Annotated in this window: 21 protein-coding genes, 1 pseudogene and 1 riboswitch; of the genes and pseudogenes, 15 read left to right on the forward strand and 7 right to left on the reverse strand. The window is 71.8% G+C overall.

Features of this window, described 5'->3' with window-relative positions; genetic code table 11:
* Nucleotides 1-290: 290 nt before the first annotated feature.
* Nucleotides 291-2,723 (forward strand): carbohydrate binding domain-containing protein, encoded by a 2,433-nt coding sequence (locus ACGFZS_RS46440; RefSeq protein WP_393800266.1) that lies wholly within the window; start codon nt 291-293, stop codon nt 2,721-2,723.
* Nucleotides 2,724-2,808: 85 nt separating this feature from the next.
* On the opposite strand, the gene ACGFZS_RS46445 is transcribed toward ACGFZS_RS46440, so the two are convergent.
* From ACGFZS_RS46445 to mhpD, 3 genes and pseudogenes are all read right to left on the reverse strand, one after another.
* Nucleotides 2,809-3,642, reverse strand: a complete 834-nt coding sequence (locus ACGFZS_RS46445) for an isocitrate lyase/phosphoenolpyruvate mutase family protein (RefSeq protein WP_393800267.1) — start codon at nt 3,640-3,642, stop codon at nt 2,809-2,811.
* Nucleotides 3,643-3,679: 37 nt separating this feature from the next.
* Nucleotides 3,680-4,132 (reverse strand): annotated as a pseudogene (locus ACGFZS_RS46450) (4-hydroxy-2-oxovalerate aldolase); the annotation flags it as partial.
* A gap of 101 nt (nt 4,133-4,233) precedes the next feature.
* Nucleotides 4,234-5,034 (reverse strand): 2-keto-4-pentenoate hydratase, encoded by an 801-nt coding sequence (mhpD, locus tag ACGFZS_RS46455; RefSeq protein ID WP_393800268.1) that lies wholly within the window; start codon nt 5,032-5,034, stop codon nt 4,234-4,236.
* A 74-nt stretch (nt 5,035-5,108) separates the two neighbouring features.
* Between mhpD and ACGFZS_RS46460 the strand changes: the two genes are divergently transcribed.
* From ACGFZS_RS46460 to ACGFZS_RS46475, 4 genes are all read left to right on the forward strand, one after another.
* A complete protein-coding gene (locus ACGFZS_RS46460) occupies nt 5,109-5,891 on the forward strand; it encodes an IclR family transcriptional regulator (protein WP_393800297.1) in 783 nt (260 codons plus the stop codon).
* Nucleotides 5,892-5,930: 39 nt separating this feature from the next.
* Nucleotides 5,931-5,997: riboswitch (cobalamin riboswitch) on the forward strand.
* Nucleotides 5,998-6,156: 159 nt separating this feature from the next.
* A complete protein-coding gene (locus ACGFZS_RS46465) occupies nt 6,157-6,708 on the forward strand; it encodes a histidine phosphatase family protein (RefSeq protein ID WP_393800269.1) in 552 nt (183 codons plus the stop codon).
* Between the two features lie 108 nt (nt 6,709-6,816).
* Nucleotides 6,817-7,176, forward strand: a complete 360-nt coding sequence (locus tag ACGFZS_RS46470) for a DUF6204 family protein (protein ID WP_393800270.1) — start codon at nt 6,817-6,819, stop codon at nt 7,174-7,176.
* Between the two features lie 207 nt (nt 7,177-7,383).
* A complete protein-coding gene (locus tag ACGFZS_RS46475) occupies nt 7,384-8,826 on the forward strand; it encodes a hypothetical protein (RefSeq protein ID WP_393800271.1) in 1,443 nt (480 codons plus the stop codon).
* 7 nt (nt 8,827-8,833) lie between these two features.
* Here the strand turns inward: ACGFZS_RS46475 and ACGFZS_RS46480 are convergent, their stop codons facing one another.
* On the reverse strand, nt 8,834-9,244 hold the full coding sequence (locus tag ACGFZS_RS46480) for a MazG nucleotide pyrophosphohydrolase domain-containing protein (protein WP_393667294.1): 411 nt from the start codon (nt 9,242-9,244) through the stop codon (nt 8,834-8,836).
* Nucleotides 9,245-9,334: 90 nt separating this feature from the next.
* On the opposite strand from ACGFZS_RS46480, the gene ACGFZS_RS46485 reads away from it, so the two are divergent.
* Nucleotides 9,335-10,333, forward strand: coding sequence for a TAXI family TRAP transporter solute-binding subunit (locus ACGFZS_RS46485; RefSeq protein ID WP_393800272.1), 999 nt, complete (start codon nt 9,335-9,337; stop codon nt 10,331-10,333).
* A 25-nt stretch (nt 10,334-10,358) separates the two neighbouring features.
* On the opposite strand, the gene ACGFZS_RS46490 is transcribed toward ACGFZS_RS46485, so the two are convergent.
* Together ACGFZS_RS46490 and ACGFZS_RS46495 are read right to left on the reverse strand one after the other, a co-directional pair.
* On the reverse strand, nt 10,359-11,801 hold the full coding sequence (locus tag ACGFZS_RS46490) for an ATP-binding protein (RefSeq protein ID WP_393800273.1): 1,443 nt from the start codon (nt 11,799-11,801) through the stop codon (nt 10,359-10,361).
* Between the two features lie 9 nt (nt 11,802-11,810).
* Nucleotides 11,811-12,497, reverse strand: coding sequence for a response regulator transcription factor (locus ACGFZS_RS46495; RefSeq protein ID WP_365686371.1), 687 nt, complete (start codon nt 12,495-12,497; stop codon nt 11,811-11,813).
* Nucleotides 12,498-12,766: 269 nt separating this feature from the next.
* Between ACGFZS_RS46495 and ACGFZS_RS46500 the strand changes: the two genes are divergently transcribed.
* The 8 genes from ACGFZS_RS46500 to ACGFZS_RS46535 all read left to right on the forward strand — a co-directional run bounded on the left by ACGFZS_RS46500 (nt 12,767) and on the right by ACGFZS_RS46535 (nt 19,358).
* Entirely contained in the window at nt 12,767-13,543 is a 777-nt protein-coding gene (locus tag ACGFZS_RS46500) for an amino acid ABC transporter ATP-binding protein (RefSeq protein ID WP_393800274.1), read from the forward strand.
* A gap of 47 nt (nt 13,544-13,590) precedes the next feature.
* Nucleotides 13,591-14,427 carry a glutamate ABC transporter substrate-binding protein gene (locus ACGFZS_RS46505; RefSeq protein WP_359224011.1) on the forward strand — a complete coding sequence of 279 codons (837 nt, stop codon included), beginning with the start codon at nt 13,591-13,593 and terminating at the stop codon, nt 14,425-14,427.
* A gap of 75 nt (nt 14,428-14,502) precedes the next feature.
* The gene (locus tag ACGFZS_RS46510; protein WP_355721304.1) at nt 14,503-15,168 is read left to right on the forward strand and encodes an amino acid ABC transporter permease; all 666 of its coding nucleotides are present in this window, start codon (nt 14,503-14,505) and stop codon (nt 15,166-15,168) included.
* Nucleotides 15,165-16,073 carry an amino acid ABC transporter permease gene (locus tag ACGFZS_RS46515; protein WP_393800275.1) on the forward strand — a complete coding sequence of 303 codons (909 nt, stop codon included), beginning with the start codon at nt 15,165-15,167 and terminating at the stop codon, nt 16,071-16,073. Before ACGFZS_RS46510 ends, ACGFZS_RS46515 begins: the two co-directional genes overlap by 4 nt.
* A 439-nt stretch (nt 16,074-16,512) precedes the next feature.
* On the forward strand, nt 16,513-18,159 hold the full coding sequence (locus ACGFZS_RS46520; RefSeq protein WP_393800298.1) for an FAD-dependent monooxygenase: 1,647 nt from the start codon (nt 16,513-16,515) through the stop codon (nt 18,157-18,159).
* Between the two features lie 104 nt (nt 18,160-18,263).
* Entirely contained in the window at nt 18,264-18,335 is a 72-nt protein-coding gene (locus ACGFZS_RS46525) for a putative leader peptide (protein WP_311737274.1), read from the forward strand.
* A 64-nt stretch (nt 18,336-18,399) separates the two neighbouring features.
* Nucleotides 18,400-18,951 carry a cysteine dioxygenase gene (locus ACGFZS_RS46530; RefSeq protein WP_393800276.1) on the forward strand — a complete coding sequence of 184 codons (552 nt, stop codon included), beginning with the start codon at nt 18,400-18,402 and terminating at the stop codon, nt 18,949-18,951.
* The gene (locus ACGFZS_RS46535; RefSeq protein ID WP_393667269.1) at nt 18,948-19,358 is read left to right on the forward strand and encodes a rhodanese-like domain-containing protein; all 411 of its coding nucleotides are present in this window, start codon (nt 18,948-18,950) and stop codon (nt 19,356-19,358) included. The genes ACGFZS_RS46530 and ACGFZS_RS46535 overlap by 4 nt, the downstream gene beginning before the upstream one ends.
* Before the next feature lie 75 nt (nt 19,359-19,433).
* On the opposite strand, the gene ACGFZS_RS46540 is transcribed toward ACGFZS_RS46535, so the two are convergent.
* Entirely contained in the window at nt 19,434-20,219 is a 786-nt protein-coding gene (locus ACGFZS_RS46540; RefSeq protein WP_393800277.1) for a TetR/AcrR family transcriptional regulator, read from the reverse strand.
* Nucleotides 20,220-20,319: 100 nt separating this feature from the next.
* Here ACGFZS_RS46540 and ACGFZS_RS46545 point away from each other — a divergent pair, with 100 nt between their 5' ends.
* A complete protein-coding gene (locus ACGFZS_RS46545; protein ID WP_359223999.1) occupies nt 20,320-20,709 on the forward strand; it encodes a VOC family protein in 390 nt (129 codons plus the stop codon).
* Nucleotides 20,710-20,740 lie beyond the last annotated feature (31 nt).

The following is a 20,740-nucleotide window of genomic DNA, read 5'->3' on the forward strand; positions in this document are numbered from 1 at the left end:
CCGGGGGGGGGGGGGGGGGGGGGGGGGGGGGGGGGGGGGGGGGGGGGGGGGGGGGGGGGGCGCGGGCGGGGCGGGCGGCCCCCCCCCCCCCCCCCCCCCCCCCCCCCCACGACGCACCCGCACCCGCAAACGGTCCCGCACCCCCTGCTTCTCTGCCCCCACCCCACAGATTCCGGACGGGCCCGCGGCAACGGACCCGCCCGGTTTTCGCAGGACACTCACTCTCACCAAGGAGCGTCGCAATGAAGCGTCGCAGATCACCGGCGAGTCCGGCCAGTCGAACAGCCCGCGTGCTGACTCTTCTGGCCACCCTCGCGGGCGCCCTGCTCGTCCCGGCGACCGCCGCCCACGCGGCCGGCACCGCCTACTACGTGAACTGCTCGGCCTCCAGCAACGGCACCGGCACCCAGTCCAGCCCCTGGAACGCGGTCAGCAGCGTAAACGCCACCACCTTCACCGCCGGCGACAGCATCCTCTTCGCCGCCGGCACCACCTGCACCGGCCAGCTCACCCCGGGCGGCTCGGGAGCCTCGGGCAGCAACATCTCGATCGGCGCCTACGGCTCCGGTGCCAAGCCGGTCATCGACGCGGCCGGCGCCACCGGCGCGGTCATCAAACTGCTCAACCAGCAGTACTGGGACATCGGCGGCCTGGAGCTGATCGACAACGCCTCCTCGCCCGCCTACCGCTCCGGCGTCCTCGCCGAGAACAGCTCCGGCGGCGTCCTGCACCACATCCGCGTGCACGACATGTACATCCACAACATCGCGGGCTACGGCGGCGGCTGGTACTCCACCAACGCAGGCGTCGGCGTCCAGACCGACCACACCACCCCGGTCTCCACCTGGGACGACGTCGTCGTCGAGAACAACACCTTCGACCACGTCGACCGGATCGCGGTCGCCGTCACCCCGGACGGCGACGGCCAGGGCACCGGCCTGACCACGAACACGGTCATCCGCAACAACACGATGACCTACGACGGCGCCGACGACATCCTCGTCGTGAAGAACGACGGCGCCCTGATCGACGGCAACAAGGCGGGCTACGGCGGCGCCAAGTCCACCTGCCCGCCGTCCGGCCAGTACTGCAACGGCGCCTCCGCCGGCATCTGGATGTCCGGCAGCAGCAACACCGTCGTCCAGAACAACGAGGTCTACTGCCACATCAACGGCGCCGACGGCACCGGCTTCGACGTGGACTGGGGCAACCACAACACCACGTTCCAGTACAACTACAGCCACCAGAACCTCGGCGGCTTCCTGCTGGTGATGCCCCCGTTCACCATCGCCAACGAGCCCACCTCCACCGTCCCCAGCGACGGCACGGTGGTCCGCTACAACATCAGCGAGAACGACGGCAGCAACTCCGGCTGCCCCACCTCCGGCACCCAGACCCACGGCGGCGGAGTCCTGCACTTCGTGGGCGGCGTCCCGAACCAGAGCGGCAGCTCCAGCGCGGTCCCGCTGTTCTACAACAACACCTTCTCCGTCCGGGACGGCCTGTCCACCCCGATCCTGTACTCCCGCTCCGGCACCTCCATCAGCGGCGCCCTGTCCTTCCAGAACAACGCCGTCTTCAACTACGGCTCCGGCAACTACTTCACCACCACCGGCACCTCGACCTACTCCAACAACCTCTTCTACGGCAACCACCCGTCCCGCGAGCCCGCCGATGCCGCGAAGGTGACCGCCGACCCCGAGTTCCGCAACCCGGGCAACGCGAGCACCTCGTCCTCGTACACCGGCAGGAACGCCTACCAGGTGCACGCCTCCTCCCCGGTGGTCCGGGCCGGCACGGTGATCAGCTCCAACGGCGGCCAGGACGCCTTCGGCAACGCCGTCTCCGCGACGGCCGCCCCCAACATCGGCGCCTACAACGGCACCGGCGGCAACCTGCTCTCCAACGCCGGTTTCGAGACGGGCTCGCTGAGCCCCTGGACGCAGGCCAGCGGCAACTCCTCCTCCGTGACCGCCGCCAACGCCCGCACCGGAAGCTACGCGCTCACCACCACCGCGAGCAGCAGCGGCGCCAACCAGGCCCTCACCGGCCTCAGCCCCGGCACCACCTACCTGCTGACCGGCTGGGCCAAGGTCGCCACCGCGGGCGAGACCCTCGCGATCGGCGTGAAGAACTTCGGCGGCACCGAGACCTACACCAACATCGCGACCACGGCGTACAGCCAGGCGGCCGTCCTGTTCACCACCGGGTCGACGAGCACCACGGCGACCGTCTACTGCTGGAAGAACGCCGGTGGCAGCGGCGCCGGTTACTGCGACGACCTCGCCGTGGAGCCCCTGTCCTCCGCCACCAACGCCGTCACCAACCCCGGCTACGAGACCGGCGCGCTGGCTCCGTGGGTCCAGTCCACCGGTACGGCGTCCGGTGTGGTCGCCTCCAACGCCCGCTCCGGCACCTACGCGCTCCAGACCGGGGTCAGTGCCAGCGGTGCCATCCAGACCGTCAGCGGTCTCACCTCCAGCGGCACCTATCTGCTGGTCGGCTGGGCCAAGGTGGCCACCGCCGGTGAGGAGGTCGCGGTGGGCGTGAAGAGCTTCGGCGGTACGGAGACGTACCTCAGGGCCTCGACCACGTCCTACGCCCAGCAGCCCCTCTTCTTCACCACGGGCGTCTCCACCACCTCCGCCGGTGTCTACTGCTACAAGAACTCCGGTTCGGCGGCCGGTTACTGCGACGACTACTCGCTGATCAAGCTGTCGTAACAGCGGATGCCGGGCGGGCGGGCCGGGTCACCGGCCCGCCCGTTCCGTCATCTCCCGAAGAGCTCGTCATCTCCCGAAGAGCTCGTCATCTCCCGAAGAGCTCGTTCAGGTCCGTCTGCGAGATCTGCTTCTCGGCGTAGGAGAAGGTGCCCCTTTCCGCCAGCTCCCGTGCCGCGCCCAGCAGCTGCGCGTACATCGCCCGCGCGATGCTGCCGCCGACCGTGACCCGGCGCACCCCGAGTTCACGCAGGTCGGCCAGGGACAGGGCAGCGCCCGTCAGTCCCATCACCACGTTCAGCGGCCCGTCGATCTCCTTCACCAGCGTGCCGATCGTCTCCGCGTCGGCCGCGCCCGGGACGAACGCGCAGTCCGCGCCCGCCGCGAGATAGGCGTTGGCCCGGCGCACGGCCTCCGTCAGCGGGCCGCCGGTGAGCAGCACGTCGGTGCGGCCGACCAGGACGAACGGCTCGCCGGCCGCGTCGACCACCTGGCGGGCGGCACGGATCCGGTCGGCCGAGAGTTCCGGGTCGTACAGCGGCCGGGAGCGCTCGCCGGTGAAGTCCTCGATGTTGCCGCCCGCGGCCCCGGCCCCGAGGGTCAGCGCGATCGTCTCGGCGACGGTCTCGGGCGTCTCGCCGAAGCCGTCCTCCAGGTCCGCGCTCACCGGAATCCCCACCCCGGCGACGATCTCGCCGACGCGGCCCACCATGGTGTCCCGGTCGACCCGGTCACCGCCGTAGTCGTGGTCCGGGCGGCCCAGCGAGAAGGCGACGCCCGCGCTGGTGGTGGCCACGGCCGGGAACCCGGCCGACTCCAGGATCCGGGCGCTTCCCGCGTCCCAGGCGTTGGGCAGCAGGAAGCAGCCTTCCCGGTGCAGTTCGACGAAGCGTGCGGCCAGTTCACGGCGTTCTGTGTCCACGCCGACCAGTCTGGCAGCCGCCACTGACAACCAGGCCTCAGCGGCTCCCGGCCAGGTCCAGGGCGATGTCCGTGATCATGTCCTCCTGTCCGCCGACCAGTTTGCGGCGCCCCGCCTCGACCAGGATCGCCCGGGTGTCCAGGCCGTGCCTGCGGGCGGCGGCCTCGGCGTGCCGCAGGAAGCTGGAGTACACGCCCGCGTAGCCGAGGGTGAGGGTCTCGCGGTCCACCCGCACCTCGCGGTCCTGCAGCGGTCGTACGACGTCGTCGGCCGCGTCCATCAGCGGGAACAGCTCGCAGCCGTGCTCCCAGCCCATCAGGTCGGCGACCGCGATGAACGCCTCCAGCGGGCAGTTGCCGGCCCCGGCGCCCTGGCCTGCGAGGGAGGCATCGACACGGGTGACGCCGTACTCGACGGCGGCGACGGAATTGGCCACGCCCAGGCCGAGGTTGTGATGGGCGTGGATGCCCAGCCCGGTGGCCGGGTCGATGTCGGCCATGGCGGCGATCTCCAGGCTCTCCGAGAGCCGGAGGACCTTGATCATCAGATCGGTGCCGATGTTCCCGGACCCGATCACGGCGACCTTCGTGGTCATGCGGGGTTTCCTTCCGTGGCGAAGACGGCCCCGACCGTGCCGAGGCCCTCGATGCGGGCGGTGAACTCGTCGCCCGCGGCGGCCGCCGCCATCGGGCCGAGCGCGCCGGTCAGGACGAGGTCGCCGGCCCGCAGCGGGTCGCCGAGCGCGGCGAGGGTGGCGGCGAGCCAGCGGGCGGCGGTGAGCGGGCTGCCCAGGCAGTCGGCGCCGGTGCCCCGCGAGACGGTCTCGCCGTTCCTGGTCAGCGTCATCCGGACGGTCCGCAGGTCGACGCGGTCCAGCGGGACGGGCGTGCCGCCGAGGACGAACAGGCCGCAGGAGGCGTTGTCGGCGACGGTGTCGACGACGGTGATGTCCCAGTCGGCGATCCGGCTGTCGACGACCTCCAGCGCGGGCAGCGCGAAGGCGGTGGCCCGGAGCAGGTCGGCGACGGTCGGGTCGCGGTGCGGCAGGTCCGCGCCCAGCACCAGGGCGACCTCGGCCTCGACCTTGGGCTGCAGCAGCCGTCCGGGGGCGACGGCCTCGCCCTCGCCGACCGCCATGTCCGCGAAGAGCGCCCCGAAGTCGGGCTGCCCGACCCCGAGCTGGCGCTGCACGGCGGGCGAGGTCAGCCCGATCTTGCGGCCCACCAGCCGGCGGCCGGCCGCCACCCCCCGTTCCACGTGCAGCCGCTGCACCGCGTAGGCGGTCTCGATGTCGCCCTCGGGGAGCAGGGTGCGAACGGGGGCGCAGGGGGTACCGGTGCGGGTGGCTTCGTCGAGGACGTCGGCCACCTTGGTGACGAGGTCGGGGCTCATGCCGACAGGTATAGGCGGGCTCCGCGAGGCCGGGCAAAATATGTTCCGTGACACGGAACAGCGTGCAGGGAAGCATGCTCGACAAGGCCGTGGCCGTCCTGGACTGCTACCGGCCGGACGGCGGCGCGTTCCGTCTGACGGAACTGGTCGAGCGGTCCGGGCTGCCCAAGACGACGGTGTTCCGGCTCTGCGCCGACCTGGTCCGGCTGGGTCTGCTGGAACGGGACGCGGAGACCTACCGGCTGGGCGGGGCCCTCTTCGAGCTGGGCTCGCTGGTGTCGCGCCGGCAGGATCTGCGGGAGGCCGCGCTGCCCTTCCTCCAGGACCTCTTCGAGGCCACGCGCGAGACCGTGCACCTGGGGGTGCGCGAGGGCCACGAGGTGGTCTACGTCGAGCGGATCCACGGCCACGACGTGCTGCGGCTGCCGTCCCGGATCGGCGGCCGGCTGCCCCTGAGCTGCACGGGGGTCGGCAAGGCGCTGCTGGCGTTCTCGGGCTCCGAGCTGGTGGAGGAGGTGCTGGCCGCGCCGCTCCCCCGGCTCACCCCGCACTCGATCACCGACCCGGGGCGGCTGCGCACCGCCGTCGAGCAGGCCCAGGTCGCGGGCCTGGCCTACGAGGAGGAAGAGGCCGCGCCGGGCGTCAGCTGCATCGCGGCGCCGGTCTTCGACGGTCCCACGGCGGTCGCGGCGCTCTCGGTCGCCGTGCCGTGCGGCCGGTTCCGCCCGGCACAGCTGGCCCCTGCGGTGCGGACGGCGGCGCTGGGGCTGTCGCGGTCGCTGCGGACGGTTCCCCGCACCCCTGACCGGTCGCGCCAGGCCGGCACCGCAGCTGGTTCGTCCCGTTCTCCCTCATAGCCCAAACGGCATGGAGGGACCCCCATGGCGGGACGTCGCAAGAGGGAACCCGGCGGGAATCCGGGACTGCCCCGCAGCGGTACGGGGGAACGAACGCCGAAGACCCGCGGCCGGCCCGAGGCGCGGGCCACCTTGGAGAATCTACTCGCGACGGCACGGTCGGTGCGCGTGGAGCTGTAGCCGGATCCCGCCGCGGGTGCCGGAGCGCGTACTGTCGGGCGCGTCCGGCACCCGCCGCAGACGGACGTCCAAGGAGGAACTCCCCGTGACCTGCCGAGTCATCCTGATAGCCCCGGCGATGACCCCCTCGCTGCGGCGGGCCCGCTTCGACGACGGCGACTCCATCGAGAACGCCGGAGCGGTGGCGCTGGACCTGCCCGTCGCCGGCCGCGCGGTCAGCTCGCCCAGCGTGCGGTGCCGGGAGACGGCGGTGGCGCTGGGCATCGACGCCTCGGCGGAGCCGGATCTGGCGGGCCTGGACGCGGGCCGCTGGCGGGGGCGGACGCTGGAGGAGGTCGGTGCCGCCGAGCCCGAGGCACTGGTCCGGTGGATGTCCGACCCGGGGGCCGCTCCGCACGGGGGCGAATCGGTACGGGAGTTCTGCGCGCGGGTCGCCAAGTGGCTGGAGTCGGCGGGCCGGACGGCCGGTCGGACGGTCGCCGTGGTGGAGCCGGAGGTGGTGCGGGCGGTGGTGCTGCACGTGCTCGGGGCACCCGAGGCCGCGTTCTGGCGCGTGGACGTCCCGCCGCTGGCGGCGACGGAGGTCACCGGCGGGCCCGGGCGCTGGAACCTGCGGCTCGGCCAGGCCGGCGGCTGACCCCCTCAGGCGATCGGCCTCCGGCAAGTGGCCTCCGGCGACCGGTCTCCGGTGCGGGAGCCGGAAAAGCGGTGGAGTGGCGGGCTCGGCCCTGCCTAGGGTCGCGCCATGACCACCCGCACCTTCCGCGTCACCGTCCGCGGCGTCTTCGACGGACTCGGCGCCGAACAGCGCGCCGAACTGCTGTCCCGGGCCGCCGACCACGATGTGCTGCACGCGGCCTTCACATCCGAGGGCCACCTCAGCTACGACATCGTCGCCCGCCCGGCCTTCACCTTCCGTTTCCAGGACGGCGGGGAGGAAGAGGAGGACATCCTGGCGGCGACCGAGCGCGCCGAGGAGGCGGCCCGGGCGTGGCTCGACGAGCGCGGGTACGGCTACAAGAACCTCCGGTCCAGCGCGGAGGACCTCTCCCAGGCGCCCCTGAGCAAGCGGCAGCGCAGGGCGGCCGCGCAGCAGCAGGGCTGACCTTCACGGAAACGGCCACGGCGGAAACGGCCACGGCGGCCTGAAGTCGCCGTGGTTCAGGTCACGTCGGGAGGTGGCCGAATTGTGGAGGGCAGGTGTCCACGGGCGTGGCATGCTCGGGGCCACACCGAGTTACCGGCCGGTACTACCCGCCGGTAGCCATGTTCGGTGTCTCTTCGTCACCCCCCACCACTCCCAGGACTGACCTTGCGCAGACGCACGAGGCCCGGGCATGCCCTGCTGCCCGCCTTCGCCGTGACCGCCCTCCTCCTCTCCGCCGGCTGCTCCGCCCCGCAACACCAGACCTCCGCCGGGGACCGCGCCCAGGAGACCGCCCGGGTCTCCGACGACGCCACCGCCGCCGCCCGCACGGACGGCCAGCCGCTCGCCGTCGCCGCCGCGCCGGCCGCCACCACGACCGCCGCCGCCGGTTCGGCGGGCTCGGGCCGGCCCGCCCACCGCACCACCCTCACCGTCAGCAGGTACGACAGCAAGACCCGCCGTGCCGTCATATCCAAGGCGGGCAAGGGCACTTCACCGGCCTCCTCCTCCCCGACCGTCTCCCCCAGCCCCACCCCCAACCCCTCGGCCTCCTCCCATCAGGCCGCCGTCGGCGACGTCATCGCCAGCGCCCCCGCGCCCGGCGCCCCGGACGGGTTGCTCGCCAAGGTCACCAAGGTGATCGGCGAGACCGGCGCGGGCACCGAGGTGCAGACCGAACCGGCCACCCTGGACGCCCTGCTCGGCGACGACACCGCGAAGGGCACCGTGCCGGTCGACCCGGCCGCCTTCGACGTCGACAAGCTGCTGCCCGACGTCAAGGTGTCCTGGTCCAAGTCGGGTGACGTGCAGGTCGGCCCCGAGGGCGCCACCGTGCCGCTCGGCAGCCTGCGCCTGGACGTCAGCGCCGAGGTGCCGACCGCCGAGGCCGCTCCGGCCTCCGCCTCGGCCTCGGTGTCGGGCTTCGTCCAGGTCGCCCCGCAGGTCGACTTCGCCTACGGCGGCGCGGGCACCGGCACCGCACCCGGCTCCGCCTACCTGGGCGTGTCCGGCGACTGGGACTCCGGCTGGGCGGTCAAGGGCCGGGTCGCGGCGGCCACGGCCACCCCGCTGCGCATCCCGTTCGCCAAGCTGCACGCCGATCCGGTCCTCCAGGTCGGCCCGGTCCCCGTCGTCGTCAACCTCGACCTCACCTGCTACCTCCAGGTCAGCGGCGACGGGAAGATCACCGTCGACGTGGAGCAGAGCCTCAAGGGCGACTTCAAGGCGGGCGGCACCTTCGGAACGGCCCAGGGCTGGACGCCGGTGAGCAGCTCCGACATGACGAGCACCCCGGTGCGCACCTCGGTGACCACCAGCGGGAACGTCAGGACCGCGCTGGGCGCCGAGGCCTCCGTCGGCCTCTACGGCAGCGTGGGCGTCACCGCCGACCTGGCCCCCTATCTGCGCGGCGAGGCCACCGGCACGGTCACCGCCACCTCGGCCACCCCGGGCGCGGACGCCCAGGGCGCCTGGAACCTCTACGGCGGAGTCGACCTCTCCGGTGCCCTGCGCCTCCAGCTGTCCATCTTCGGGACACCGGTGCTGGAGCGGACCGTGCCGCTGGGCGCCCTGCACCGCGAGTGGAAGCTGGCGGGCGGCTCGCTCTGACCCCTGCTCAGGCCGCGCCGCCGGGTATCCAGCCCTGGCGGCGCAGCTCCGCCGAGACGTCCGGCGCCCGGTAGTGCTCGCCCTTGAGGACCTTGCCGTCGGCCCGCCGGGCGACCTGCCCGTCGGGCCCCAGCTTGCTCATGTTGGAGCGGTGGACCTCGGCGATGACCGCGTCGAGGTCGATCCCGTGCACCAGCGCGGTGCCGTACGCCACATAGACCACGTCGGCCAGTTCGTGCGCGAGCCGGTCGAGGGGCCCCTCGACCGCCACCTCGGCGACCTCCGCGGCCTCCTCGGCGAGCAGCTCCCCCCGGTGCGCGGCCAGTTCGCCGGAGACCTCGGTCGGCGTGGTGCGGGCGTCCAGGCCGAAGGCGTGGTGGAACTCCCGGACGAGGTCGGCAGGCGAGGGGCTGGTCATGCAGACGACTCTATCGGCCGCCACCGACAATCCCGTCCCTCCGCCGCCCTGCCCTGGTCAGGACGGTGACCGGCTGGCAGGATCGCGCGCATGTCCAAGGTGTTCCCCGGTATCGGCAGGCGCCGCGCGCTCCAGGGCGCGGCCGCCTGCTTCGTCGCGTTCGGCCTGCTGCTGTGGTGGCTGCTGCCGCTGGGCGAGAAGCCGCCGACCGGGACGATCACCTTCAGCACCGGGACGCTGCGCGGGGTCTACCAGGAGTACGGCGAGCGGCTCCGCACCGAGCTGGGCAAGGACATGCCGGGGCTGAAGGTGAAGCTGGTCCAGAGCGCGGGGTCGTACGAGAACGTGCGGAAGGTCGCGACCGGCAAGGTGGACTTCACCATCGCGGCGGCCGACGCGGTGGAGACGTACAAGCTGAACCACGGCCGGGGCGCGGACCGGATGCGCGGGGTGGCCCGGCTCTACGACGACTACGTGCAGCTCGTCGTACCCCAGGGCTCCGGCATCACCAGCGTCGCGCAGTTGCGGCACAAGCGGGTGGCGATAGGACTGCCCAACTCGGGTGTGCGGCTCATCGCCAACCGCGTGCTCAGGGCGGCCGGGATAGACCCCACGCAGGACATCACGCCGATGGCCGACGGCATAGACACCGGACCGGACCGGCTGCGGCAGGGCAAGATCGACGCGTTCTTCTGGTCGGGCGGACTGCCCACCAAGGGGCTGCTGGACCTGGCGCAGAAGTTCCGTTTCGCGTTCGTGCCGATCGATGGGACCCTCGTCACCAAGCTGCACACCGAGAGCGAGGCCGCGCTCTACTACCGGGCCACCAACATGCCCGAGTCCGCGTACCCGTCCGTGCAGCAGGGCACGACCGTCGCGACCATCGCCGTCTCCAACCTCCTCATGACCCGCAAGGACATGGACCCGCGCCTCACCGAGTGGCTCACCCGCACGGTCATCAAGAGCCGCGACGACATCGGCGCCCACGTCCACTCCGCCCAACTCGTGGACCTGCGCACGGCCATCTACACGGACCCCCTGCCACTGCAGGAGGGCGCCCGCCGCTACTACCGCTCGGTCAAACCTTGAGACACACGCGCACTGCAGCGCCCCGTCAGGGGCGCGGGGAACCGCGCGAGAAGTCCCCACTCCGGGGCACCGAAACACTCACCCGCAGCCCCCTCTGCCCATCGTGGCCATCGTGCTCACGGTGCTCATAAGCGATCGCACCCCCACCCGCCGCCAGCAACGCCCGGCTGATCGACAACCCCAGCCCCGACCCCTTCACGTTCTGGTGCCGCCCGCTCCGCCAGAACCGGTCCCCCACCCGCGCCAGCTCCTCGTCGGTCAGCCCCGGCCCCGTGTCGGTCACCACGACCGTCGACAGATCCCCGTCGGCCGCCACGGACACCTCCACCGTGCCCCCCTCCGGCGTGAACTTCACCGCGTTGTCGATCACCGCGTCCAACGCGCTGGACAGCGTGATCGGATCGGCCCACCCGGTGACCGGCGGGCAGTCCCCGGTCAGCCGGACCCCCTTCGCCGTGGCCGCCGGCGCCCACGCGGCGACCCGCTCCGTCGCCAGCCGCCCGATGTCGGTCAGCATCAGGTCCGCCTCGGCGTGCTCGGCCAGCGCGAGGTCGAGCAGGTCGTCGAGGACCTGCGCGAGCCGCTTGCCCTCGGTCCGGACGGAGGCGATCTCCTCGTTGCCCTCGGGGAGTTCGAGGGCGAGCAGTTCGATGCGCAGCAGCAGCGCGGCGAGCGGGTTCCGCAACTGGTGCGAGGCGTCGGCGACGAAGGCACGCTGCTGCTCCAGCACGTCCTCGACGTTGTCCGCCATCTCGTTGAACGACCGGGCCAGCCGTCTGAGTTCCGGCGGCCCGCCGGCCGCCGCGACCCGGGACTTGAGGCGGCCGCTCGCGATCGCGTGGGTGGTGGCGTCCAGGACCCGGACCGGCCGCAGCACCCACCCGGTGAGCCGCAGTGCCGCGCCGACGGCGAGCAGCATCGCGGCGATCTCACCGGCGCCGATCAGCAGCCAGCCGCGCAGGGTCCGGGAACGCAGCTGCCCGGTGGGCGAGTCGGTGACGACGACGGCGACGACGTCACCGTCCCGGATCACCGGGGAGGCCACGACGAGCCGGGTGCGCTGCCAGGGCCACACCTGCGCGGGGTCGTGGCTGCGGCGGCTGAGCAGCGCCTCGTTGTAGGCCTCCCAGACCTCGCCCGTGCGCGGCAGCACCCAGTCGTCGGGGGCGTTGGCCATGGAGGACGCGTTGCGGTAGAAGACGCCCGCGCGGATGCCGTAGACGCCGTAGTAGCTGGCGAGTTCGCGGCGGAGGGTCTCCAGCCGGTCGTCCGTGCGCATGGGCCGCGCGGTGGTGGGTGTGTCGGTGACGAACTGGGCGAGGGCGGCGAACCGCGCGGTGTCGTCGATCCGGTCGACGACGACCTTCTGCTGCTGGGCGGCGGCCGTGCTGACGGCGAGCGGGACGCCGAGCGCGAGCAGCACGGCCGCCATCAGGACGATGAGCAGCGGGAGGAGACGTGTGCGCACCCGTCCCCGCTACGCGGCCGGGGCGACGAGCCGGTAGCCGACGCCGCGTACGGTCTCGATGAGCGCGGGCATGCGCAGCTTGGCGCGCAGGGAGGCGACATGCACCTCCAGGGTGCGGCCGGTGCCCTCCCAGCTGGTCTGCCAGACCTCGCTGATGATCTGTTCGCGGCGGAAGACCACGCCGGGCCGCTGGGCGAGCAGCGCCAGCAGGTCGAACTCCTTGCGGGTGAGCTGGACGACCGTGCCGTCCACGCTGACCTGCCGGGTGGGCAGTTCGATGTGGACGGGGCCGAGCCGGAGCGCGCCGTCGCCGCCGGCCGGGCCGTCCTCGTGGAGGGAGCGCCGGCTGACGGCGTGGATCCGGGCGAGCAGTTCCCCGGTGTCGTACGGCTTCACCACGTAGTCGTCGGCGCCGAGGTTGAGGCCGTGGATGCGGGAGCGGACGTCGGAGCGGGCGGTGACCATGATGACGGGGGTGCTGGTGCGCTTGCGGATCTTGCCGCAGACCTCGTAGCCGTCCTGGTCGGGCAGGCCGAGGTCGAGGAGGACGACGTCGTAGGCGTCGCTGTCGGGGACGAGGGCCTGGAGGGCCTCCTCGCCGCTGCGCGCGTGGGTGACGGAGAACCCGTGCCGGGCCAGGACCGCGGAGAGCGCGGCGGCGACGTGGTTGTCGTCCTCGACGAGCAGCAGTCTCATCCCGGCCCCCTCCGGTTCAGCGGTCGTACGCCCGCGCGTGCGTGCATGCATCAGGGCAGTCACGCTGATGGACGCCGATGGCGTCAAGTGGGTTCCGGCAGCGGGCCGGCTTCCGTTACCCGGCCGATATGCGGGCTGGTCACCACTGCTACGACACGTGTCCGAATGCTATCGGATCGTGATGCTCAGATCTCCCTCAGATGTAATGACGCAGGTCATCGGCTCTCATTACATTCCTCCGAAACCGAGGAGGACGGAGCCCGATAGCGATGACCGAAGTATCGGTGGCCGAGGAAGACATGGCCGCGACCGGCGAACTGGTCGTCCTGAAGAGCGTCAACAAGCACTTCGGCGCGTTGCACGTGCTCCAGGACATCGACCTGACGATCGCCCGCGGCGAGGTCGTCGTGGTGATCGGGCCCTCCGGGTCCGGCAAGTCCACTCTGTGCCGCACCATCAACCGGCTGGAGACCGTCGACTCCGGGACGATCACGATCGACGGCAAGCCGCTGCCCCAGGAGGGCAAGGAGCTGGCCCGGCTCCGTGCCGACGTCGGCATGGTCTTCCAGTCGTTCAATCTCTTCGCGCACAAGACGGTCCTCGAGAACGTGATGCTCGGTCAGCTCAAGGTCCGCAGGACCGAGCGGAAGCAGGTCGAGGAGAAGGCCCGCGCGCTGCTGGACCGGGTCGGCGTGGGCACCCAGGCCGACAAGTACCCCGCGCAGCTCTCCGGTGGCCAGCAGCAGCGCGTCGCGATCGCGCGGGCGCTGGCGATGGGCCCGAAGGTCATGCTCTTCGACGAGCCGACCTCGGCCCTCGACCCCGAGATGATCAACGAGGTCCTTGAGGTCATGCAGCAGCTGGCCCGGGACGGCATGACGATGATCGTCGTCACGCACGAGATGGGCTTCGCCCGGTCGGCCGCGAACCGGGTGGTCTTCATGGCCGACGGCCGGATCGTCGAACAGGCCGCGCCCGACCAGTTCTTCAGCAACCCGCGCAGCGACCGGGCCAAGGACTTCCTGTCGAAGATCCTGCACCACTGACCCGCACGGCGATCCAGCAACCTTTCACCACTCAAAGGATGTTCATCATGCAGCTCCGCAAGGTCACCGCCGCCTCGGCCGCCGTGCTCGCGCTCGCCCTGTCCGCCACGGCGTGCGGCGGCAACGACAAGGACGACAGCGGTTCGTCGGGCGGCGGCAAGAAGATCACCGTCGGCATCAAGTTCGACCAGCCCGGCATCGGCCAGAAGACCCCGCAGGGCTACTCCGGCTTCGACGTGGACGTCGCCACGTATGTCGCGAAGAAGCTCGGCTACAGCGCGGACCAGATCGAGTGGAAGGAGTCCAAGAGCGCCGACCGCGAGACCATGCTGCAGCGCGGTGACGTGGACTTCATCGCCGCGTCGTACTCGATCACCCCGGAGCGCCAGCAGAAGGTCGACTTCGCGGGTCCGTACCTGCTGGCCCACCAGGACGTGCTGATCCGCTCCGACGACACGTCCATCACGTCGGCGTCGGACCTCAACAGCAAGAAGCTGTGCTCGGTCACCGGCTCGACCTCGGCGCAGAACGTCAAGGACAAGCTGGCGCCCAAGGCGGACCTGCAGCAGTACCCGACGTACTCGGCCTGTCTGACCGGTCTGCAGAACAAGGCCATCGACGCGCTGACCACCGACGACTCGATCCTCGCCGGTTACGCCTCGCAGTCGCAGTTCAAGGGCAAGTTCAAGCTCGGCGGTCTCAAGATGACCAACGAGAACTACGGCATCGGCGTCAAGAAGGGCAGCGACCTCAAGGCGAAGATCAACACCGCCCTGGAGTCGATGGTCTCGGACGGTTCCTGGCAGAAGGCCGTGGACAAGAACTTCGGTCCGGCCGGCTACAAGAACGAGCCCGCGCCGAAGATCGGCGACGTCAAGAGCTGAAGCAGCGCCTGACGGGTGCGCCGTCGCCGGACGGCGGCGCGCCGGGGCCGACCACGAGCGGGAGCGCGGGACATCGTGTTCGACTTTCTTGAAGGTTACGACCTGCTGGGGGCCTTCTGGGTGACGGTTCAGCTCACCCTGCTCTCGGCCGCCGGTTCGCTGGTCTGGGGCACCCTGCTGGCCGGCATGCGCGTCGGGCCGGTGCCGCTGATGCGCGGCTTCGGCACCGCCTACGTCAACGTGGTGCGGAACATCCCGCTGACGGTGATCATCCTGTTCACCTCACTGGGCCTGAACCAGACCCTCAACATCAGCCTGGGCGCCGACAACTTCGACACCATCAACTTCCGGCTCGCCGTGCTCGGTCTGATCGCCTACACCTCGGCGTTCGTGTGCGAGGCGATCCGGTCCGGCATCAACACGGTGCCGGTCGGGCAGGCGGAGGCGGCCCGCGCCCTCGGGCTGAGCTTCACCCAGGTGCTGACCGTGGTGGTGCTGCCGCAGGCGTTCCGCTCCGTGATCGGCCCGCTCGCCAACGTACTGATCGCGCTCACCAAGAACACCACGGTGGCCGCCGCGATCGGGGTGGCCGAGGCGGCTCTGCTGATGAAGAAGATGATCGAGAACGAGGCACAACTCCTGCTGATCTCCGCGGTCTTCGCGTTCGGCTTCGTGTGCCTGACGCTGCCGACCGGTCTGATCCTCGGCTGGGTGGGCAAGAAGGTGGCGGTGAAGCGATGACCTCCGTGCTGTACGACGCCCAGGGCCCGCGGGCCAAGCGGCGCAACATCGTCTACTCCGCCGTGTTCCTGGTCGCCGCCGTGGCCGTGGTCTGGTGGGTCTACCGGAGCCTGGACGACAAGGGGCAGCTGGACTGGGAGAAGTGGAAGCCCTTCTTCGCCGGTTCCGAGGCCTGGACCACGTACATCCTGCCCGGTCTGAAGAACACCCTGATCGCGGCCGCCCTCTCCATGCTCATCGCGCTGCCGCTCGGCGCCGTCTTCGGCATCGCACGCCTGTCCGACCACGCCTGGGTGCGGATACCGGCCGGCGTGGTCGTGGAGTTCTTCCGCGCGATCCCGGTGCTGATCCTGATGATCTTCGGGGTCGCCCTGTTCGCCGAGTACACCGACGTCAGCTCCGACGACCGCCCGCTGTACGCGGTGGTCACCGGCCTGGTGCTGTACAACGCCTCGGTGCTCGCGGAGATCGTCCGGGCGGGCATCCTCGCCCTGCCGAAGGGCCAGACGGAGGCGGCGCAGGCGATCGGCCTGCGCAAGACCCAGATCATGACGTCGATCCTGCTCCCGCAGGCGGTCACCGCGATGCTCCCGGCGATCGTCAGCCAGCTCGTCGTGATCGTGAAGGACACGGCGCTCGGCGGCGCCGTCCTCACCTTCCCCGAGCTGCTGGCCTCGGTCTCCCCGATGAGCTCGTACTACGGTGCGAACACCATCGCCAGCTTCACGATCGTGGCGGTGATCTTCGTGGCGCTCAACTTCACCCTCACCACCTTCGCGAGCTGGCTGGAGGGCCGGCTGCGGCGCAGCAAGCGCGGCACCGGCGCGGTGCTGGGCGCGGGCGACGTCGAGGAACTCAACGCGGCCGAGGTCGGCGGCTCCTTCGGCACCGGAGCCTCCGCCTGACCCTCGGTCAACCCACGCGACACGCACGGAGGCAGCGGCCGTACGACCGCTGCCTCCGCCGTTTTCCCTTGCGCCACGGCACCCGCGCGCCCGCCATGCTGACGTGTCCCCGGGTGCGCCGCTTGACCGGGTGGCGCCCAGTCTGTTGCATACGTTCTGTGATCGTGCACCCTGCTCCAACCACTTGTTCATCCAGGGCCTGGCTTCCGGGTCTGCTCGCAGGGAAGCAACGGTGCCGGACAGTGCCGGTGAGCGGGGCTTGGTGCGTGCAGCTGCAAGGCGGAGGAGGGAGTCGACGCGGAGCGTCGGTGACCGACGACAACGCCGCTGGGGGTACCCCCTCTGGGGGAGGGCGTGCCAAGCCCCGCGTCTGCGAGACGATCCGGAAGCCAGGCCCTGGGTCCGTCGGGACTTGCGTACGGGCAGGGGGCGCCGCGCCGTGGACCCGGTGATCATCGTCGGAGCGGGGCCCGTCGGGCTCACGCTCGCCCTGGCGCTGGCCCGCCAGGAGGTGCCGTCCGTCGTCCTGGACGAGGGACCGGGCAAGGACGAGCCGCGCCCCGCGCGCACGGTGGTGCTGCGCGAGGACACCGCCGCCCTGGTGGCCCGGCTGAGCGGCGCCCCGCTGGACGACCTGGGCGCCCGCTGGACCGGCTGGCGGTCGATGCGGCGCCGGCAGGTGATGCGCGAGGTCGTCTTCGACGACGCCGCCGAACCGTCTCCGCTGCACCTCGCGCAGCATGTGCTGACCAACGCGCTGCGTGCCGCGATCGCCGACGAACCGCTGGTCAAGGTGGCCACGGACAGCCGCCTGGACACGATCGAGCAGGAGCGCTCCGGCGTCACCGCGCACACCCGCGGCCCCCGGGCCACCTGGTGGCGGGGCAGCTACCTGGTGGGCTGCGACGGCCCGCGCTCGACCGTGCGCAAGCTGCTGGACATCCGCTTCCCGGGCCGTACGGCGGTGGAGCGGCACGCGGTCGCCGCGCTGCGCGCGGAACTTCCGTGGCCCGGTCAGGCGTTGCTCCATCGGACCCCGCCGTGGCGGATGTCCGGGCCCCCGGCCGGGGAGGTGACCGCCCGCCCCCTCCCGGACGGCGTGTGGCGCCTGGACTGGCTGCTGCCGCCCGGCAAGGACCTGGTCACGCCCGAGCTCCTGGTGGCCCGGATCCGCGAGACCCTCGCGGGCTGGACGGGCGGCCCCACACCGCCGTACGACCTGCTCGACACCGGAGTCCACACCGTGCACCACCGCCTGGCCCGCCGCTGGCGGGTGGGCCGGGTCTTCGTCGCCGGGGACGCGGCGCACCTGCTCGGGGTGCTCGGGACGCACGGGCTGGACGAGGGGCTGCGGGACGTCGACAACCTCGCCTGGAAGCTGGCCCCGGCCTGGCACCACGGCCCGCACGAGGCGCTCCTCGACAGCTACCAGACCGAGCGGCGGGCCGTGGTCGCCGCCCGGCTGCGCGCCGCCGACCAGGTGCTGCCGGTGCTGCGCGGCGGCGGCGGGCTGCGCGGCTTCGTCCCCGGCGCGTCCCGGGGGCACGACGCGCTCCTCATCGACGGTCACCTGGGGCACGGCCCGCTCGGTGCGCCGGGGGCGTACGCCGACTCGCCCCTGGCGCCCCGGCACCTGGAGCACGAGCTCCCGGTCGACACCCCGCCCGGGTCACCGGTCACCGACGTCCGGGTCACCGCGGAGGACGGCACCTTCGTGCAGCTCCGCTCACGGCTCGGCCGGGGCGCGCTGCTCGTCGTCCTCATCGCGCCCGGCACCGGGGTGTGGGACCGCAAGCACTGGGTCTCCGCCGGGCTCATGCCCCGGCTCGCGGCGGCCGTGACCGCGCTGCCGCACCGCGCCGAACTGCTGGTCGCCGAGGCGTACCCGGGCGCACCGGCGCACACCGTGCTGCTCGTGCGCCCCGACGGCCACCTGGTCACCGCGCTCAACGGGGTCCGCCCGGCCGATCTGTACGCGGCGGCCGAGGCGACGCTGGGCGGGAAGGACACGGAGAAGACGGAGACGGAAGCGGAGGCAGAGGCGGAAGCGGAGGCGGAGGCGGAGGCCGGTTCCACCGCGCGGTGATCCCGCGCGGTGCCCCCTCGTGATGGCCGCGCGGTCCACATGCTGACGGTGAGTTGACCGGTGTGCACCGGCGTGGTGTACTCCGCAACGTGAACGACACCACTGTGCGCCTGTGGCGGAAGGTCCATGTGGACCTCGTCCGCTATGCGGGCTGCGTGTGTCTTCCGTCCTGCTGATTTCGCATCTCACCTCTCTGCGGGCGCCCTCTGCGCTCCTTTCTGCGAACCCTCATCAGGAACGGTGCACGTGTCTGCCTCTCTCTCCTCGTCCGTTTCTCCCTCCGCCTCCGCGCCCGGCGCCGCGCCCACCCAGGCGGACCTCCTCGACTTCGTGCGGCGTACGGCCGCCGACGCCGAGCTGATCTCCTCGCTCCCGCTCGACCCCGAGGGCCGCACCTGGGTACGGCTCGACGGCCCCGCCGGCAGCGAGGCCTGGCTGATCGGCTGGCCACCCGGCAGCGGCACCGGCTGGCACGACCACGCGGAGTCGGTCGGCGCCTTCCTCACCGCCGCGGGCGAGCTGCACGAGAACTCGCTCGCCACCCGGCTGCCCACCGACGGCTGGAAGACCCTGGAGCTCTCCGAGGGCGTCGACCGTGAGCGCCGACTGCCCGCCGGAAAGGGCCGCTCCTTCGGCCGCGACCATGTCCACGAGGTGTTCAACGAGTCCACCGAGCACCACGCGATCTCCGTCCACGCCTACTACCCGCCGCTGCCCCGGATCCGCCGCTACAGCCGCAGCGGCCCGGTGCTCCGCCTGGAGCAGGTCGAGCGCCCGGAGGACTGGCAGTGAGCGGCACGGAGCAGGCGGAGCAACAGCCGGTGGGCATCGACGAGTTGCTGGACCGGGTGCGCGCGGGCTACCGGCGCGTCGAGGCGCACGAGGCGCACGAAGCGGCGCGGACCGGGGACGCCCTGCTGGTCGACATCCGGTACGCGGCACTGCGCGAACGAGACGGGGTGATCCCGGGCGCCCTCGTCATAGAGCGCAACGAGCTGGAGTGGCGGCTCGACCCCCAGGGCAGCCACCGGACCCCCGAGGCCACCGGCCACGACCTCCAGGTCGTCGTGATCTGCAACGAGGGCTACGCCTCCAGCCTCGCCGCCGCCTCCCTGCACCAGCTGGGCCTGCACCGGGCGACGGACCTGATAGGCGGCTTCCAGGCATGGAAGGCAGCAGGACTACCGGTCACTCTCTAGCCGTCGGGTCCTCCGGCCGCCCTCCAGCCGTCAGGTCCTCCGGCCGCCCATGGGTTTACGGCGACTACGTCCGGCCTACGGCGCTCCGGGGCCGGTCGGGGCCGCGCGGTCGTCGATGAGGGCGGCGAGCCCGTCGAGCACCCGGCCGAGCCCGAACTCCCAGGCGTGCCCGGGGCTGTACGCGGCACCCTGCGCGGTGCCCGCCGCCGTGCCGACCCGGGCGGCGGTGGGATAGGCACGCGGGTCCAGCACCCTTTCCAGCAGCGGGGCGTTGGCCGCCCACCACTGCTCGTCGTCCATCGCGCTGTCCTGCCAGGCGGCGCGCGCCTCCGCCGCCGAGCGGGCGTTGGCCTGGACGAAGGTGAGCAGAAAGGTCAGGGCGGCGTCCATCTCGACGTCGTCGAGCCCGAGTCCGTCCAGCGCCGACAGTTCGTGCTCGTACTTGGCCATCATTCCCGGCCCCAACGGCGGACGGCCGGTGGAGACCGTCGCGGCCCAGGGGTGCGCGTCGAACAGCGCCTGGTTCTCCTCGGCCACCGCGGCCAGCCGGACCCGCCACGGCCGGCCGGCGGTGTCGGCCCGGGACATCCGCAGGTAGGCGCTGTCCAGCATGAGGTCCAGCAGCTCGGCCTTGCCCGGCACATAGGTGTAGAGCGTCATCGGGACCACGCCCAGCTGCTGCGCGACACGGCGCATGGTGACCGCGTCCAGGCCCTCGGCGTCCGCCAGCCCGACGGCCACGTCGACGACCGTGTCGATGTCCAGCCGCTGCCGCGGTCCGCGTCGCGGAGCGGCGGGGACCCGCCAGAGCAGTTCCAGGGAGCGGGCCGGATCACCGGCACCGCTTCGGTCGAGAGGCATTCCGTCATCCTCCCCCACGGATCGCCGCACCCTCGCCATTTACTCTGTACGCGGTACACTGTACTTCGTACAGAGTAATTTCCCCGACCAAGGAGTGCCTGTGCCGATCACCGCTTCCGCCGTCTCCCTGAACGTCGACGACGTCGTGGCCTCCAGCGCCTTCCTCACCGAACACTTCGGTTTCCGCGAGGAGACGGCCGCCGACGGGTTCGCGTCACTGGCCCGCGACGACGCCGGGATGAACGTCGTCTACCTGCGGCGCGGACTCGCCTCGCTCCCCGAGGACCAGCGCGAGGACCACGCCGACGGGGTGATCCTCGCCTTCGTCGTCGACAACCTCGAAGCCGAACTGGCCCGCCTGACCGCCGAGGGCGTCACGATCACGATGCCGCTGCGCGAGGAGCCCTGGGGCGAACGCGCCTTCCAGGTCACCGACCCCAACGGCGTCATCGTCCAACTCGTCGACTGGAACGCGTCCGACGGCCACTGAGCCGACCCGCCCCCGGCCCTTCAGCCCTTCG

The organism is Streptomyces sp. NPDC048288, assembly GCF_043201555.1.
In the GTDB taxonomy this organism is placed as follows: Bacteria; Actinomycetota; Actinomycetes; order Streptomycetales; family Streptomycetaceae; genus Streptomyces.

Coding starts and splice junctions, on each gene's coding strand:
- mhpD (WP_393800268.1), bottom strand. CDS start 5,034: ATGAGCCCCGACCTCGTCACCAAGGTGGCCGACGTCCTCGACGAAGCC.
- ACGFZS_RS46460 (WP_393800297.1), top strand. CDS start 5,109: ATGCTCGACAAGGCCGTGGCCGTCCTGGACTGCTACCGGCCGGACGGC.
- ACGFZS_RS46470 (WP_393800270.1), top strand. CDS start 6,817: ATGACCACCCGCACCTTCCGCGTCACCGTCCGCGGCGTCTTCGACGGA.
- ACGFZS_RS46480 (WP_393667294.1), bottom strand. CDS start 9,244: ATGACCAGCCCCTCGCCTGCCGACCTCGTCCGGGAGTTCCACCACGCC.
- ACGFZS_RS46485 (WP_393800272.1), top strand. CDS start 9,335: ATGTCCAAGGTGTTCCCCGGTATCGGCAGGCGCCGCGCGCTCCAGGGC.
- ACGFZS_RS46495 (WP_365686371.1), bottom strand. CDS start 12,497: ATGAGACTGCTGCTCGTCGAGGACGACAACCACGTCGCCGCCGCGCTC.
- ACGFZS_RS46500 (WP_393800274.1), top strand. CDS start 12,767: ATGACCGAAGTATCGGTGGCCGAGGAAGACATGGCCGCGACCGGCGAA.
- ACGFZS_RS46505 (WP_359224011.1), top strand. CDS start 13,591: ATGCAGCTCCGCAAGGTCACCGCCGCCTCGGCCGCCGTGCTCGCGCTC.
- ACGFZS_RS46515 (WP_393800275.1), top strand. CDS start 15,165: ATGACCTCCGTGCTGTACGACGCCCAGGGCCCGCGGGCCAAGCGGCGC.
- ACGFZS_RS46540 (WP_393800277.1), bottom strand. CDS start 20,219: ATGCCTCTCGACCGAAGCGGTGCCGGTGATCCGGCCCGCTCCCTGGAA.